Consider the following 16,144-nt stretch of genomic DNA (forward strand, 5'->3'; position numbering starts at 1 on the left):
CTTTTTTCATATGAGGATTACACTTTTCTTTATTTTGTTAAATTTTTTATTTTTTTTTAGTTGTAAAAACAAATCATGGCATTTAACAAAAATTGAAGCCAACCAAATCACAGTTTCAGACTCGCTTTTAAAAAAGTCTGAGGTTGAAGATTTTATAGAGCCTTACCGTACTCATATAAAAAAAGACTTGGATAGTGTTTTAGCCTACTCAGTAAAAACATATGCTAAAACAAACGGCACATTTAACACGGCAATTGGGAACTATATGGTAGATATTATTTTTGATGAAGCCAACCCCGTATTTAAAAAAAGAACAGGTAAAAATATTGATATGGTGCTATTAAATTATGGAGGTATCCGATCAAATTTACCACAAGGAAATATTACAGCAAGCCATGCTTATGAACTTATGCCTTTTGAAAACAGCATCGTTGTAGTACCGCTTAAAGGAACGACCATATTTAAAATGATAAACTACTTAATTCAGTCAAAACAAGCGCATCCTATTTCAAAATTACAACTTGTAATCAATAAAAATTATGAATTAGTAAAAGCCGAAATAAATAATGAAGCTATTAATCCTGAAAAAAAATATTACGTAGCAACAAGTGATTATTTACATCATGGAGGAGACCATATGGACTTTTTTAAAGAAAGTGATACTGTTTTCAACTTAAATTATAAAATTAGATCTATCATTTTAGATAATTTTAAAAAAATAGACACCATACAACCTGTTATTGACAACAGATTTATTCAAATAAACAACTAGTTGAAAGCACATGAAGCGTAGATATTTTCTTCAAAAAGCAACAGCAGCAACGGCACTAACCGCTATAGGAGGTTTTGGCATACAGTCATTTTCTTCTTTAGGTGCGCAAAAACAAATTACCATTCTGCATACTAATGATGTACACAGTCATATTGACGCTTTTAATTCAAGTGGCAACAAGAATGCTAAACAAGGTGGTGTGGCCAGACGTGCTAGTTTGATTGATTCCATTAGAAAAGAAAATCCAAACACCCTTTTGCTCGATGCTGGCGACATATTTCAAGGCACTCCTTATTTTAACTATTACGGTGGTGAACTTGAATTTAAACTTATGAGCATGCTAAAATATGATGCTGCCACTTTGGGAAATCATGATTTTGACAACGGTATTGACGGTTTGTATGACCAATTACCGCATGCTGAGTTTGAATTTATAATAGCTAATTATGATTTTTCAAACACCATCATGCACACACATACAAAACCTTACAAAATTTTCTTTAAAAACGACATTAAAATAGGCGTGTTTGGATTAGGTATAAAATTAGATGGCTTAGTAAATCATGAATTATTTAAAGAAACCAAATATTTAGACCCTATTGAAACAGCTCAGGAAATGACCCGAATATTAAAACACGAACAGGATTGTGATTTAATCATTTGCCTATCTCATCTTGGATATTATTATAAAAACACCCCCGATAAAATATGCGATCTAAATCTAGCCAAAGGCACCAATAATATTGATTTAATAATAGGCGGACACACTCATACCTTTTTACCCAAACCAACTATTGTAAAAAATGTCGATGATAAACATGTATTAGTAAATCAGGTGGGGTGTTATGGCATCAATTTAGGACGCATAGATTTTTACTTTGACAAAGAGAATGAAAAATCGGCAGAAGGAACTTCTATATTAATTTAACAAGATTTATCCAGGTGTGATTCATCTTATTTTAGCAAAAAAGAAACACATGACAAGCAAAACTTACGCGCTTATTCAACCATCATATATTTCTCTTCCTCTTTTCTATAAATAACATCTCTAAACTTAGTTTGCTTACAATAAAAATAAAATGCAGCTAATGTTAAAGAAGCAGCCGTTACATTCAAAATACTTTTCTGATCAATGTAGATATAAGCTACATCAAGTACTTCAGCAAACACAATGCATAATGTACCCAAAAACATAAATAGAGAACGTTTGTTTTCTCTATAAAAGTAATTAAGTAGAGCGGCAGACAATAATAAAAGGACTATAATATTATAAACCAATTCTACACTATATTCATACTCATATTCAAGATCTTTATTAATAATGTTTTGCAATACATATACCAAATAAACACTCAGTCCGATTAATACAATAACATGCACTTTCAAATGCCTTAAAACATGAAAAAAGGATATTTTAGAGGCAACTCTAATCAATAAAAACACATATGAAAAAATATACAAAGTATTCCCTATATAGTAATCATACTTGTAAAAAACCAAAGATTCCGGTTCACTAAGATTATAATAAGTTAGTACATGCGTAACAACCCCTATAATATCTGAAAGCGTATAAAACAGTAAGAATAATAAGAAGAAAATATTCTTTGGCGTTTTTGAATAAAAATAAGCCACACCTATTAGGGGTACCATTAATGAATCTAAAAGAAAAGCGAAACTGTAATGCTCGCTAAATTCTAAAATCATAAAGACTAGATAGACTATAAAGACTATACCTCCTATTATTTTGGATTTTTGCATAATAACAACTTCGAGTTAGTACACAAACATAAAAAACTATTTAAAAAAATCGTTAAAAAACATAATTTTATCGATGAAATACACTATTAATTTAACTTTTGTAAAAATTCACTTTCATTTATAACTAACACTCCTAGTTTTTCTGCTTTCGTTTTTTTACTTGGCCCCATGTTAGCCCCAGCAACAATATAACTCGTTTTTGATGATATAGAACTACTCACCTTTCCTCCATTGTCTTCAATGAGTTTTTTAAGTTCATTTCTTGAAATGGTCTCAAAGACTCCTGTAATCACCACGGTATCTCCTTTAAGCAGCTCGGTTTGCCCTGCCAATTCGGTTTCAGTCATTGATAATTGCACGCCAAACTGTTTTAATCTGGTAATGATTCTTATATTTTCAACCGAAGAAAAGAACTCTATAACACTTTCAGCTATTTTTACGCCAATCTCATTAACATTTATCAATTCTTCCTGTGTGGCCGCCATAATGCTATCTATATTTTTATAGTGCTTAGCTAATTTTTTGGCTACTGTTTCTCCCACATACCTAATTCCTAAAGCATACAAAACACGTTCAAATCTTATTGATTTTGATGCTGCTATGCCTTGAATCAGATTATCAGCACTTTTTTCTGCCATTCGTTCTAAAGGAATCAACTGATCTTTTGTTAATTCATACAAATCAGAATAATTAGAAATCAACCCTTCATTAACCAGTAAAGCCACCGTTTCTCCACCTAAACCATCAACATCCATAGCTTTTCTTGAAATAAAATGTTGAATCCTTCCAATAATTTGAGGGTTACATCCCGCATAATTAAGGCAATAATGCTGTGCTTCGCCTTCTTGCCTAATTAAAGCACTTCCACACTCTGGGCACTGCGAAATATATGTTGTAGGCTCTGAATCTTCAGAACGCATACTCAAATCGACACCCAAGATTTTTGGAATAATTTCCCCTCCTTTCTCTACAAACACAGTATCTCCTGCACGCACATCGAGTTTTTCTATGTGATCTGCGTTGTGTAAGGATGCTCTCTTTACTGTAGTTCCTGCTAATTCTACGGGTTCTAAATTGGCTACAGGAGTAATAGCTCCCGTTCTCCCAACCTGATATGAAATACTATTAAGTTTAGTAGATACTTGCTCTGCCTTAAACTTATAAGCCATTGCCCAGCGCGGTGCTTTGGCCGTATACCCTAACTCTTCCTGTTGTTGCAAACTGTTTACCTTTACCACAACCCCATCTGTTTCATAAGGCAAGTTATACCTACGTTCATTCCAATATTCTATAAACGCTAATACCTCATCAATTGAATTGGCTAATGTAGCAGCATCGGGTACTTTAAAACCCCATGCTCTGGCTTTTTCTAAAGATTCATATTGCGTGTTTATTTTTAAGTTTATTCCTGTTATATTATAAAGTAAACATTCTAACGGCCGCTTGGCAACCTCACTACTGTCTTGTAATTTTAAACTTCCCGAAGCGGTATTTCTTGGATTTCTATAAGGTTCTTCTCCCATTTCTATGCGTTCTTGGTTCATTTTATTAAACCCATCAAAAGGCAAAACAATTTCCCCCCTTATATCGAATTTTTCAGGATAATCTCCTTTTAATTTTAAAGGAACCGATTTAATAGTTTTAACATTAGCAGTTACATCATCTCCTTGAAATCCATCACCACGTGTCACTGCTTTTATTAATATTCCGTTTTCATAAGTCAAACTAATAGACGCTCCATCATACTTTAACTCACAGGTATATTGAATGTCTCCATCAACTAATTTTTTAATTCTAGTTTCCCAATCTTGTAAATCGGCTTTCGAATAGGAATTATCAAGTGAATACATTCGATGCTCATGCACTACCGTTTCAAAATTTTTGGTAATAGCACCACCTACCCGTTGTGTTGGTGAATTGGCATCAAAATATTCAGGATGTTTTTCTTCTAACTCTTGAAGTTGCTTTAGCTTTACATCAAAATCAAAATCTGAAATAGTTGGGTTATCTAACACATAATAGCTGTAATTATGCGCTCTTAATTCTTTACGTAAATTTTCAATCTGCTGTTCAATGGTATTCATCAATTCTTAACACCTTTTATCATTCTATCTTTCTTGAAGATATCCTGTTTTAATTCAATTTGTTTAAAATTATACTTCTGTAAAAGCATAATCATTTCTTTTCCTAAAAATTCATTTATTTCAAAAAGTAACTGCCCGTCTCTAACCAAATTAGTCAAAGCAAATTCTGTGATGGCTTTATAGAATTTTAAAGCATTATCATCTTTTACAAATAGAGCCAAATGGGGTTCGTTTTCTAAAACATTGGGCTTCATATATTTTTGTTCCTTTTCTCGCACATAAGGCGGATTGGAAACTATAATATCAAATGTTTCATCTGCCAAAGATTGTATATTAAGAATATCGGCTTCTACAAAATTTACAGTCACCTCATTTAACACGGCATTACATTGTGCTACCCTTAGAGCCTCTGCACTTACATCAAGCGCTGTAACTTTGGCATTCACTAAGTTTTTAGCCAGCGAAATAGCAATACAGCCACTCCCTGTTCCTATATCTAAAATCTTGATTTCCTGATTAGGTTCGGTATGGTGCAACACCCATTCTACCAACTCCTCGGTTTCTGGTCTTGGAATCAATACGTTTTCATCAACTTTAAAGGGCAAACCGTAAAATTCCGTCACCCCTAAAATGTATTGAATGGGGTTATTACCTTTCAAAAGCTCTAAAGACTCCAAAATGAGTTGCGGATTCAGAATTTCCATTTCTGGATGCATGGCCATATCTAACCTAGTCTTGTCATAATAAGCCTCAACTAGCATGAAAAAAAAGTTGTTTACCTCTTCCAATTGATAGGCTTCCGACAAATCTAGTCTGAATTTCTTTTGAATATCTGTTAGCTTCATAATGTTTTTATCATCCAAACACCACAAGAATAATGACCTGTATTTCCTAGCGCTTTTTCTAAATGATGAAAGCCAAAACGTTCATAAATATGAATAGCTGCTTTTAATTGAGAGGCCGACTCTAAATAGCATTTTTCATACCCCAGAGTTTTTGCCACTTCTAGGCATTTACTAAATAAAACCTTACCATAACCCTTACCTCTTACTTTAGGAGAAAAATACATTTTTTGAATTTCACATACTGTAGTCTCAAAATTGTTTAAGGGCTTTATACCGCCACCCCCTAAAATATCTCCTCCACAATCAATAACATAATAAACCTCATTAGTGTTTTGATACGATTCATACATCTTTGCCGTTTCAGGATCTGAATAAGCTGTACCTTCTAACGGAATTTCAAACTCATGAAAACACGCTTTTATAACCTGCTCAAGTAGGGTATTATCTTGTGGTTCTATTTCTCGAATAACTATAGTATCTTTACCCACTTAATGACTGTTTATTGAAACAGTGAAGATACGCCAAATAGCAAAATTTTTAAATGAAAAAGCTTATAATCTTATCAACATACTTATTATTCTCTGCCTGTACTATTACTGAAAAGCCTGAATTTAAAGGCATTGAAAATATAGACGTTTTAGAATCTACCTCAAAACATTTTATAATTCGTGCTGATGCTGTATTTTTAAACCCCAACGATGTAGGTGGTAAACTAAAAACGGATGAGATTAAAGTTTTTATAAACAATAACGAAATGGCTTTGGTTTCTACAGAAGCATTTAATGTGCCTTCAAAAAAAGAGTTTAAAATACCTTTAAAAACCAGCATTTCTAAAGATAGCCTGTTTAGCAATAAAAATTTAAGCGGACTAATAAATAGTTTGTTCAGCAAAAAAGTTGCTGTCCGCTACACAGGTACTATTGATTATACTATTTTAGGGTTTTCTCATAGCTATAACATTGATAAAACAGAAGAAATAAAAATAAAATACTAGTGTTAACTATTGACGAAATTTACATAAAGCGCTGTATTGAAATTGCTAAAAATGGTTTAGGAACTACCAGACCCAATCCTATGGTTGGCTGCATTATTGTGGTAAATAACACTATTATTGGTGAAGGCTTTACAAGTCCGTATGGTGGAAATCATGCCGAAGTCAATGCAATTGCATCGGTATCAAATAAATCCCTATTAAAGAAATCCACACTATATGCAACCCTTGAACCTTGTGCACATCATGGCAAAACACCGCCCTGTTCTGATTTAATTATAAAACATAACATTCCTAATGTAGTAATAGGATGTGTTGATGACAATGAGTTAGTTGCAGGACAAGGTATTGCCAAATTAATAAATGCCGGATGTCATGTTAAAGTTGGTGTTTTAGAAGAGGCTTGCAAAACCCACCATAAACGATTTTTTACATTCCACAATAAAAAACGCCCTTACATTATTTTAAAATGGGCGGAATCAGCTGATGGGTTTATAGCTCCTAAAACTAAAGACGAACAAAAACCTGTTTGGATTACCAATTCATACTCCAGACAATTAGTTCATAAGTGGAGAACAGAAGAGCAAGCTATTTTAGTAGGTACAACAACGGTTTTAGACGACAACCCAAGTTTAACAACCAGAACCTGGAAAGGATTAAACCCCATTCGAGTTGTTATTGACAGAGAAAACCGTATTCCAAACACGTTTTCTATCTTCAACAATCAAGCTGAAACCCTTATAATATCAAGTGATCTAATTGATTTTTCAAAACCTATAGCAAAACAAATTTGTGATATACTTTACAAAAACAACATCAACTCTATAATTATTGAAGGCGGCACGCAAACCCTTCAAACGTTTATTGACGAAAACCTTTGGGATGAAGCTCGTGTTTTTCAAGGTACAAATACATTTTTTGAAGGTACTAGAGCACCCAAACTATCAGGAATGACTGTATCTATTGAAAATTTCATGTCTGACTCACTAAAAACCTATCAAAATGATCAACACATTAATATTTGATTTTGGCAATGTTTTTATTGATTTAGATATTAAAAATGGGCTTCAAGAATCTCTAAAAGCATTTGGTATTTCAGCACTTTCAGAAGACATCATCAAGATCAATGAGCACTATGAAATAGGCACTATTTCTACGGATGATTTTATAGAATTTTACGCCAAAAAATTCCCTCATTTAACCAAAAGTAAATTAATTAACCTATGGAATAATATTTTAAAAGACTTTCCAACGTATAGGTTAGATTTTATAAAAAATCTAAAAACTAAAAACAAATTCAAACTTATTTTGTTAAGTAACACCAACGAACTTCATATAGAATGGATAAAAAAAAATATTGCATTCTATGAAGAATTCAAAGCTTGTTTTAATGCCTTTTATCTGTCTCATGAAATACATTTAAGAAAACCCAGTATTGATATTTTTGAGTTTGTTTTAGATACCAATAATTTAAAAGCTGAAAACTGTATTTTTATTGACGACAATAGTAATAATATTGAGACCGCTATAAAAGCAGGGATGAAGGCATGGAATATCAACCCTGAAAAAGATGATATAATTGATCTTTTCTACAATAAAAAAGACTTGTTTTAAAAACAAGCCTTTTATCGTCTTAAAATAACCTAATTTCTATTAGTCAATTATGATCCGTTTTACAACTTTTCTGTTATCTCTTTTAAAAGTTAAGAAATAAACACCACTTGCCCAACTATCAAGATCTACCTTTACTTTACCATTAGCAAAAGCCTTTGCCTTTGAATACATAACACTTCCTAAGACATTAACTATAGTAATATCTCCATTAAGTCGATCTTTTACTTCCATATTTAAGATTGATTTCACAGGATTAGGGTACATAGAAAACACTTTTTCAAGACTATTTTCTTCAACACTCAAAGCCCCTAAATATCTTAAAATGATCCTAGTAGCAACCCAATTAGAATCGCTTCCGCCTCGATCTGAAAACTCCAACGAAAGTTTTCCATCCATAACCTCAACTTCAAATTTTCTATTAAAATACACAGCAGGTGTCGTACTAATATGCTCTAGCTTATCGACACCTTCAGCTTTTACAAAAATTTCATCATGAGCATAAGATCTATCCCCAAAGGTGATTAACACTTCCCAATTTCCATTTTGAACCTTTGTTTCAAAGGTCGCGGGCTCTGAAGACATACATAAATCTCTGTTAAGATTATTAGTTCCCGAATCACTTCCTCTATCCCTATCAACTACTACTGAAGTATCTGTCCAACCATATAAACTGTTAGACGTATCACCATGTACTCTATCATAATCCGGCCAAAGTGCAGAAGTACGAGTCCCTAGATCAAATAAAAACTCATCACTGTTTTCATTAAAAAGAGATGTTTCTCTATACATATACACGGCACCAAAATCTGTACGTCCAGAAGTATCAAAAACAGTATAGTGAAAAAAATCTCTACCATTGAGTCCGGATGCAGGCGGTGTATATATTAATTCATTTCTACCCCCAGGTCCTGTACCTGGTGATAAACTAATTGTTCCTCCTAAATTACTAACTTGATCCAACACCCTCACATCTAACACATCATTATTAACATCATAGTCATTAGAAATAACATCTATTATTACAGGATCATCAGACTGCACTTCAAACTCATCATAAACTCCAAAAGGCTTTACAGGATCAGGATTAGCAATTAAATCACCTGCTGATCTTTTTTGATTAAGAACTTGCCTAACTACTTGAGCCTCGGCGGTGGAAAATCGCCCAATATTATGATTACCAGATCCATGCATAACACTAATAAAATAATCATTACCTCCAGATGATGTAGAACCTAAATTATTTCTTGGCCTATTTTCATAAAATATTCCGGAGCTATTAGTATGTCTTAAATTCCAAATATGTCCAACCTCATGAACCGCCGTACCGTTTGCCCAGCTAGTAGGACCATTACCTCCTAACGTACCATACTTATATGCAGTGGCTACCTTGTTAACATATGCTAAACCAGATGGATTTGAAAGCACATGATATACAGCAACATCGTGGGTAGTTCCTATTTCACCACCAGGATTACTATTCCAGTAATCTTTAAAGGCCTTAAGGCTTTCACTTGCATTGGCGCTTCCGCCTGTGGCAGTAACCAAATCCCTCAAAGGATCTGTACTCACATTGGTTCTAATAATCACCGTACCTAATTTAAACGACACCCCAGAACCATGAAGAAATCTACTATTCAAATTACCAATTATGGATTGCGCTGAAGCTTGAGCTGCGGCTAAGTTTCCGTTGTAAGCTGTACTCGCAAAAAATGCTCTTGAACCAATTTCCACACCAATTTCATATTCAAGAACATCCATTACAGTAGTTGGAGACAAATTAGCTACCAATTTACTATCATTTACTTTTTGAAATATCTGTTTATTCGATGAAATTGGAAGTGAAACAAACTCATTTTGAGTTGTAATTTTTGGTAACGCGAAGTTTTCTTCTTCCGACTCTTTAGGTTTCATACACCCTTTTTCCAAATGGGAATGCTCATTTTTAACTGAAAAAATTTGATGCTTCTTCTTATCTTTTGATACAGGCCTAATTTCTATAAGTTCTTCCTTAGACCTAACAATTGTGGCAATTAAAGACCCTTCTATTATAACAGCGTTTGTGTAATATTCGGGATGCTCCTTAACATATCCAGTATATACGCACTCTTCAGGCTTTTCAACTTCAACCAGTTTACCTGTTCCGTCATCGATTAAAAATCTAGTATTCTTTCCGTAAACAGAACATTTTTCTAACTTTATGGTCATCAACTCTTCTGAATAATGGACTTCCAATGAAAGACTGGACGGTAAATCTTCTGGAATCTGATCAATTACAAGCGATTCCTTTTGGTGAATTTTTTCACCAGTTCCCAAACTAATTTGAGCATTAACACCATAAAACGTCAAAAATACTAATGAAAAATAGTATTTTCGAAATTGTAATTTTAATTTCATCTAATTTTAGTTATTTGTAGTTACTCAAATGTAAAAACCCATACACATCTTATTGTCATCTATTTATGTCAAAATATGGTAATGAATAGTTCATTGATAGTACGTATAGATTATAAACAAACAAAACTTATCTTCTATTAAATTTTCTAAACTAATCTCATAAATTTTAACACCCTTGGATATTAAGGATACCTACAGAACACTTAAAACCAGTCCTCCCCCTATTCTGTTTAAAGATAAAAACAGTAAGTTTTTTGGTTACGCTTTTCCTGTGATAACTGAAACTGAAATAAAAGAACATATTGAAGTCTTAAAAAAAGAACACCATGCCGCAAGACATTGGTGTTACGCCTACCAATTAGGTACAGAAACCATATCATACCGCGCTAATGATGATGGAGAACCCAGTAACTCTGCAGGCATGCCTATTTATGGGCAAATTCAATCATTTGATGTAACCAATATTTTAATTGTGGTGGTTAGATATTTTGGAGGTGTTAAATTAGGCGTTGGCGGCCTAATAAATGCTTATAAAACAGCTGCTCAAATGATACTTGAGGCTTCAAATATTATAGAAAAAACAATAAACATTGACTATATTATTACGTTTGAATACAAAAACATGAACACAGTCATGCGAATTGTAAAAGAAAAGCAACTAAATATTACGAATCAAAAGCTAGAACTTAACTGTCAAATCACCATTTCAGTAAGAAAAAAAGAAGCAGACATGGTAGCGCAAACATTTGAAAAGCTCTATGAAATAGATATCAAACGTGTTCATTGATCTTTTATAGCATCTAAGATATATTGAGGTGGTCTTGTAGGTTTGTTTGTATTCTTATCAATAAAAACCAAAACGGTATTTGCAGTGGTTAAAATCTCACCTTTTTCATTAGTGATTTCGTAGTCAAATTCTATTCTTACAGATGGTGTTTTTTTTAGTTGAGTTTTTACATTAATTATATCATCATAACCCGCTGATTTTTTATAATTTAAACTCATTGAAACAACCGGAAGCATGATACCATTTTCTTCCATTTTCTTATAAGACACCCCTATTTTTCTTAACCACTCAATACGCCCCATTTCTAGATATAATGAATAATTTCCATGATAAACAACACCCATTTGATCTGTTTCTCCATACCTCACTCTAATTTGTATTTCATCGAATTTCATAAGCTTTTTTAAATATTTTTTTGTAGCTTCGGCTAGAGTTTAAACATGAGGAAAAATTTCTAAAAATTCAATAGATTTTCATTTTTTTTTTAAGAATTTTGTTCACATATTTGCCTCGCAATTAAAGGGAAACACAGCTGTTTTCCTATCCAGCTAACTAATTACTAACATAAAACCTATAGAACTTAAAAAATGAGTGTAACTGCGCAATCGGTATGGAATAATTGTCTAGAGTTTATAAAAGATAACATTCAACCGCAAGCATATAAAACATGGTTCGAACCCATTGCCGCAGTGAAGCTTTCTAATAAAGCCCTCAGTATTCAGGTTCCAAGTAAATTCTTCTACGAGTGGCTAGAAGAACATTATGTAAAAATTTTAAAAGTAGCCTTAACGAAAGAACTGGGAGAGTCTGCCAAATTAGTTTACATTATAAAAATGGAAAACACGTATGGCAACAAGCAACCTTTTACAGAAAAAATTCCTAGTTCAAATAGATCAGCTGTAAAATCTCAAGATGTTGATATTCCACTTAACAACAAAAATCCAGAATTAAGAAACCCTTTTGTTATTCCTGGAATTAGAAATGTTAAGATTGAATCTCAGTTAAATCCAAATTACAGCTTTGAAAACTTCCTTGAAGGCGACTCAAACAGGCTAGCGCGCAGTGCTGGTTTAGCGGTTGCAGCAAAACCAGGAGGCACGTCATTTAATCCTTTATTGATTTTTGGAGGTGTTGGTTTAGGAAAAACCCATTTAGCACATGCTATTGGTGTGGATATTAAAGATAAATATCCTGAAAAAACAGTTTTATATATCTCTGCTGAAAAATTTACACAACAATATATTGATGCCGTAAAAAAGAATAACAGAAATGACTTCATTCATTTTTACCAAATAATTGATGTGTTAATCATTGATGATGTACAGTTTTTATCTGGAAAAACAGGAACGCAAGATGTATTCTTCCATATATTTAATCATTTGCATCAAAATGGAAAACAAGTCATTTTAACCAGTGACAAGGCTCCTGTTGATATGCAAGATATTGAACAGCGTTTATTATCTCGATTTAAATGGGGGTTATCGGCCGAACTACAAAGTCCAGATTTCGAAACCCGTGTTTCTATCCTGAAAAACAAACTTTATCGTGATGGTGTTGAAATGCCTGACGATATTGTAGAATATGTTGCCAAGAACATAAAAACAAATGTTAGAGAACTTGAAGGCGCCATTATCTCGCTAATCGCACAATCTTCTTTTAATAAAAAGGAAATTACAATTGATTTAGCTAGAGTTATAGTTGAAAAGTTCGTTAAAAACACCAAGCGCGAAGTTTCTATTGATTATATCCAAAAAGTGGTGTCTGATTATTTCCAAATGGATATTGACACGTTGCAATCTAAAACAAGAAAACGTCATATTGTTCAAGCCAGACAACTCGCGATGTTTTTTGCAAAAAAATTCACCAAAGCTTCCTTAGCAAGCATTGGATCACAAATAGGAAAACGTGATCATGCCACTGTGCTTCATGCCTGTAAAACGGTAGATAATTTAACCTCTACCGATAAGCAGTTTAGAAAGTATGTTGAAGACATTACCAAAAAACTTTCTGTTTAAAACTTAACATCATGACTAAAATTTTGATGGTATGCCTAGGAAACATTTGTCGTTCGCCTTTGGCTGAAGGTATTCTTAAATCAAAATTACCCAACAACTTATTTACGGTTGATTCAGCAGGAACCGCAGCCTATCATATTGGTAGCATGCCAGACAAACGCTCTATAGCTGTAGCGAAAAAGCACGGTATTGACATTACAAATTTAAGAGGTAGGCAATTTGAGGCATCTGACTTTGACAGGTTTGATTATATATATGTTATGGATGCTTCCAATTATCAAAATGTACTTAAGCTATCCAGACACGAGGGTGATACTCAAAAAGTAAACATGATATTGAACACCGTATACCCAAACAAAAATTACGATGTTCCTGACCCTTACTATGGAGGTAGTCAAGGATTTGATAATGTTTATAACATGCTTAGCGAAGCCTGTGACCAAATTGTAACGAAATTAACTCACAAATAAAATGACGCCTGAAGGCAAACTGTACCTTATACCAACAACTTTAGGAGACAATGACCCCTTAGAGGTTTTACCTGTGTCTGTTAAGCAAATTATTACAGAAATAGACACCTTTATTGTAGAAAACGAAAAAACAGCTAGACGTTTTATTAAAAGAATTTGTCCTGAAAAATCTCAGCCTTCTCTAAAGATTTTCGTTTTAAATAAGTTTACAGACCCTTCTGATTTACCCTCTTTTATTGAACCTTGCTTAAAAGGAATACACGTAGGTTTATTATCTGAGGCAGGATGTCCGGGCGTAGCCGATCCTGGTGCAGACGTTGTTCATATAGCGCATAACAAAAACATAAAAATAGTACCTTTAGTTGGCCCTTCTTCAATTTTATTAGCCCTAATGAGTTCTGGTATGAACGGACAAAGTTTCGCTTTTAATGGTTATCTACCTATTGATAAAGGGGAGCGAAGGTCGGAAATAAAGCGACTAGAACGTTTGTCTTTTGAACGAAATCAATCTCAAATATTTATTGAAACACCTTATAGAAATAATAAGCTATTAGAAGAATTAGCCAATCTTTTAGATACACACACGTATATTTGTGTAGCCTGTGATATTACACTACCAACCGAATTTATAAAGACACAGCCTGCCATATTTTGGAAAAAAAATAAGGTAGATCTTCATAAAAGACCTACCATATTTATTATTGATAAGCGTTAGAAACCGCTATACTTTATATTATATTGCTCTCGCTTTTTTATCAGCTTTTACAAATGTGGTATCATAGCCTGAAAACCGTTTCATATAATAATACACCGTAGTACCAAATCCGTCGGCAAAATTATCTAAACCATAACTTCTTAAGTATTTCTTTACCGCTCCAGGCCCCGCTAGGTGTGCCGCAGCCAAAATACCAGACTCCGTTACAATAACACCATTAATGCGCTTACCAACAAAATTTTTAATATCTCGCCTTAAAATCCACTTGTTTCTAGCTAAATTGGCAACAAAAGCTTTTTCTTGTAATTTGGGATCTTTTAAGAATTTTTGCGTATTATGAATACCTATTAACCTTAATGTACTGGCTCCAAATTGATATTTACCCAAATACCCAAACGTATTTACCGAAAAATAATTTCCGCCAGATTCTTTAAATGCTAATGCTTCTTTAAAACCTACAAAGGATTTCCCTAAATATGGAGAATATTCATAATCTTTATCAATATTCAATGACTTAGTGAAGTCATAATATTGATTTGCCTCACGCTTAACGGTATAGTCTAAATCTAAACCTTCCGTTGAATATTTACTCAAATCAATGTGCTTATCAGATTGAATTGAGAAATACAATAGTGTTGATATTGTAAGCATGAGAGTCATTAAACTTGCAATATTTTTTACCATAGTTTTAAATTTTTTCAGCGTATTTTTAAACTGAAATACACCTTGAAATTTGAGCGTGCAAAATTAGATTTTTTTTCAATAACTTCAAAATTAATCGATTATGTGTATTTTTTAAATGTAGAATAGATGAAATACACACGTATTTTTGCTAAATTCTAAGGTAGGTAAAGGTATTTTTATCATATTAAAAACATCAAAAACAGTATTGATAAATTTAGAGTTTGTCTGTATAGCACTGAGATTGATATCGAGGCTAAGAAAATATTGTCTATACGGCATATCTCCTATAAATAGCGGAGTTTCAGAACTTTTCCCCTTATAAAGCATCCCTTCAGCCCCATAGCCTACAGCAACATTAAACCAACTAGGTATTTTACTTGTTTTAAAAAAAGATTTCAAGTTTACGCTAAGCCAATAGGTTTGACCATTGTAATCTTTTAAAGCTTGTTCTAGAGTAGAAGTTCCGAATTTATCAGGCTGTATTTGGCTGTACTTTGTATGATAAAAAGAGTATTTTAGTGCAATTCGCTGCTCATTCCACAATAATTCTTGCCCAATATACAACCCCGAACCAGCCGCATTGGCCAAAACATCACCCCAGGAAAAACCCCATTCTTTTGAATGACCATCTAAAATTTCAACAGCAGTTAAAAACGTAAACCCTAAGGTTGCTCCATAAATAAGCTGATGCTTTTTACTAACACCACTCCAATTTAATAATTGTGCTCCGTGCTTACCCAATTGATACGATGTAAACGCATGCCCCAATTTATCCATTTGCAACCATGCGTTGTTATCGTTTACTGTATGAAACTTTGAACGCTCATAATCTGCATACCATAATTGATTTAAACCAATTAAAGTTACGCCACCAATTGCAACTTCAGAAATGATAACCGCATTACGCCTTTTTACATTTAAAGTATCGCTTGGAGTAAAAAAAGTTTCAAACTTAGATTGAGCATGTATTATAATAGGGAAAAGTATAAATAAAATGTATCTACCCCCTTTCAAA

17 protein-coding genes are annotated in these 16,144 nt (G+C 33.2%); 9 read left to right on the forward strand and 8 right to left on the reverse strand.

Translation table 11 applies throughout. The features are described 5' to 3' along the window. Positions 1-10: 10 nt before the first annotated feature. Together FGF67_RS12135 and FGF67_RS12140 are read left to right on the forward strand one after the other, a co-directional pair. A complete protein-coding gene (locus FGF67_RS12135; RefSeq protein WP_139698021.1) occupies positions 11-772 on the forward strand; it encodes a 5'-nucleotidase C-terminal domain-containing protein in 762 nt (253 codons plus the stop codon). Between the two features lie 10 nt (positions 773-782). After that, complete coding sequence (locus FGF67_RS12140) at positions 783-1,700, forward strand: bifunctional metallophosphatase/5'-nucleotidase (RefSeq protein WP_139698022.1); 918 nt, start codon at positions 783-785, stop codon at positions 1,698-1,700. Positions 1,701-1,771: 71 nt separating this feature from the next. Here the strand turns inward: FGF67_RS12140 and FGF67_RS12145 are convergent, their stop codons facing one another. The 4 genes from FGF67_RS12145 to FGF67_RS12160 form a co-directional block, all read right to left on the reverse strand. Next, a complete protein-coding gene (locus tag FGF67_RS12145; protein WP_139698023.1) occupies positions 1,772-2,530 on the reverse strand; it encodes a hypothetical protein in 759 nt (252 codons plus the stop codon). Between the two features lie 86 nt (positions 2,531-2,616). Next, positions 2,617-4,614: an NAD-dependent DNA ligase LigA gene (gene ligA, locus FGF67_RS12150; RefSeq protein WP_139698024.1), complete on the reverse strand. Its 1,998-nt coding sequence runs from the start codon at positions 4,612-4,614 to the stop codon at positions 2,617-2,619. Further along, the gene (gene prmC / locus FGF67_RS12155; protein ID WP_139698025.1) at positions 4,614-5,459 is read right to left on the reverse strand and encodes a peptide chain release factor N(5)-glutamine methyltransferase; all 846 of its coding nucleotides are present in this window, start codon (positions 5,457-5,459) and stop codon (positions 4,614-4,616) included. The genes ligA and prmC overlap by 1 nt, the downstream gene beginning before the upstream one ends. Continuing rightward, positions 5,456-5,947, reverse strand: coding sequence for a GNAT family N-acetyltransferase (locus tag FGF67_RS12160; protein WP_139698026.1), 492 nt, complete (start codon positions 5,945-5,947; stop codon positions 5,456-5,458). The genes prmC and FGF67_RS12160 overlap by 4 nt, the downstream gene beginning before the upstream one ends. 53 nt (positions 5,948-6,000) lie before the next feature. Here FGF67_RS12160 and FGF67_RS12165 point away from each other — a divergent pair, with 53 nt between their 5' ends. From FGF67_RS12165 to FGF67_RS12175, 3 genes are read left to right on the forward strand one after another with little or no spacing between them, the layout of a single operon-like run. Next, positions 6,001-6,453, forward strand: a complete 453-nt coding sequence (locus FGF67_RS12165) for an LEA type 2 family protein (protein WP_139698027.1) — start codon at positions 6,001-6,003, stop codon at positions 6,451-6,453. Beyond that, on the forward strand, positions 6,453-7,475 hold the full coding sequence (ribD, locus tag FGF67_RS12170; RefSeq protein WP_233244071.1) for a bifunctional diaminohydroxyphosphoribosylaminopyrimidine deaminase/5-amino-6-(5-phosphoribosylamino)uracil reductase RibD: 1,023 nt from the start codon (positions 6,453-6,455) through the stop codon (positions 7,473-7,475). The genes FGF67_RS12165 and ribD overlap by 1 nt, the downstream gene beginning before the upstream one ends. Continuing rightward, entirely contained in the window at positions 7,453-8,064 is a 612-nt protein-coding gene (locus tag FGF67_RS12175; RefSeq protein ID WP_139698028.1) for an HAD family hydrolase, read from the forward strand. Before ribD ends, FGF67_RS12175 begins: the two co-directional genes overlap by 23 nt. A gap of 39 nt (positions 8,065-8,103) precedes the next feature. Here FGF67_RS12175 and FGF67_RS12180 read toward each other — a convergent pair whose 3' ends face one another. Further along, positions 8,104-10,458: a zinc-dependent metalloprotease gene (locus tag FGF67_RS12180; RefSeq protein WP_139698029.1), complete on the reverse strand. Its 2,355-nt coding sequence runs from the start codon at positions 10,456-10,458 to the stop codon at positions 8,104-8,106. 175 nt (positions 10,459-10,633) lie between these two features. Here FGF67_RS12180 and FGF67_RS12185 point away from each other — a divergent pair, with 175 nt between their 5' ends. Next, a complete protein-coding gene (locus FGF67_RS12185) occupies positions 10,634-11,245 on the forward strand; it encodes an IMPACT family protein (protein WP_139698030.1) in 612 nt (203 codons plus the stop codon). Here FGF67_RS12185 and FGF67_RS12190 read toward each other — a convergent pair. Then, positions 11,239-11,640 (reverse strand): acyl-CoA thioesterase, encoded by a 402-nt coding sequence (locus FGF67_RS12190; RefSeq protein WP_139698031.1) that lies wholly within the window; start codon positions 11,638-11,640, stop codon positions 11,239-11,241. The genes FGF67_RS12185 and FGF67_RS12190 overlap by 7 nt on opposite strands. Before the next feature lie 192 nt (positions 11,641-11,832). Here FGF67_RS12190 and dnaA point away from each other — a divergent pair, with 192 nt between their 5' ends. The 3 genes from dnaA to FGF67_RS12205 are packed head-to-tail and all read left to right on the forward strand — an operon-like array spanning position 11,833 to position 14,445. After that, positions 11,833-13,260 carry a chromosomal replication initiator protein DnaA gene (dnaA, locus tag FGF67_RS12195; RefSeq protein ID WP_139698032.1) on the forward strand — a complete coding sequence of 476 codons (1,428 nt, stop codon included), beginning with the start codon at positions 11,833-11,835 and terminating at the stop codon, positions 13,258-13,260. An 11-nt stretch (positions 13,261-13,271) separates the two neighbouring features. Further along, the gene (locus tag FGF67_RS12200) at positions 13,272-13,730 is read left to right on the forward strand and encodes a low molecular weight protein-tyrosine-phosphatase (RefSeq protein WP_199240682.1); all 459 of its coding nucleotides are present in this window, start codon (positions 13,272-13,274) and stop codon (positions 13,728-13,730) included. A gap of 1 nt (position 13,731) precedes the next feature. Next, positions 13,732-14,445 carry an SAM-dependent methyltransferase gene (locus tag FGF67_RS12205; RefSeq protein WP_139698033.1) on the forward strand — a complete coding sequence of 238 codons (714 nt, stop codon included), beginning with the start codon at positions 13,732-13,734 and terminating at the stop codon, positions 14,443-14,445. Between the two features lie 18 nt (positions 14,446-14,463). Here FGF67_RS12205 and FGF67_RS12210 read toward each other — a convergent pair whose 3' ends face one another. After that, positions 14,464-15,129 carry a transglycosylase family protein gene (locus tag FGF67_RS12210; RefSeq protein WP_139698034.1) on the reverse strand — a complete coding sequence of 222 codons (666 nt, stop codon included), beginning with the start codon at positions 15,127-15,129 and terminating at the stop codon, positions 14,464-14,466. 111 nt (positions 15,130-15,240) lie between these two features. Then, positions 15,241-16,143, reverse strand: a complete 903-nt coding sequence (locus FGF67_RS12215) for a DUF2279 domain-containing protein (protein ID WP_139698035.1) — start codon at positions 16,141-16,143, stop codon at positions 15,241-15,243. Between the last annotated feature and the right edge of the window lies 1 nt (position 16,144).

This window comes from Allotamlana fucoidanivorans (assembly GCF_006265225.1).
In the GTDB taxonomy this organism is placed as follows: Bacteria; Bacteroidota; Bacteroidia; order Flavobacteriales; family Flavobacteriaceae; genus Allotamlana; species Allotamlana fucoidanivorans.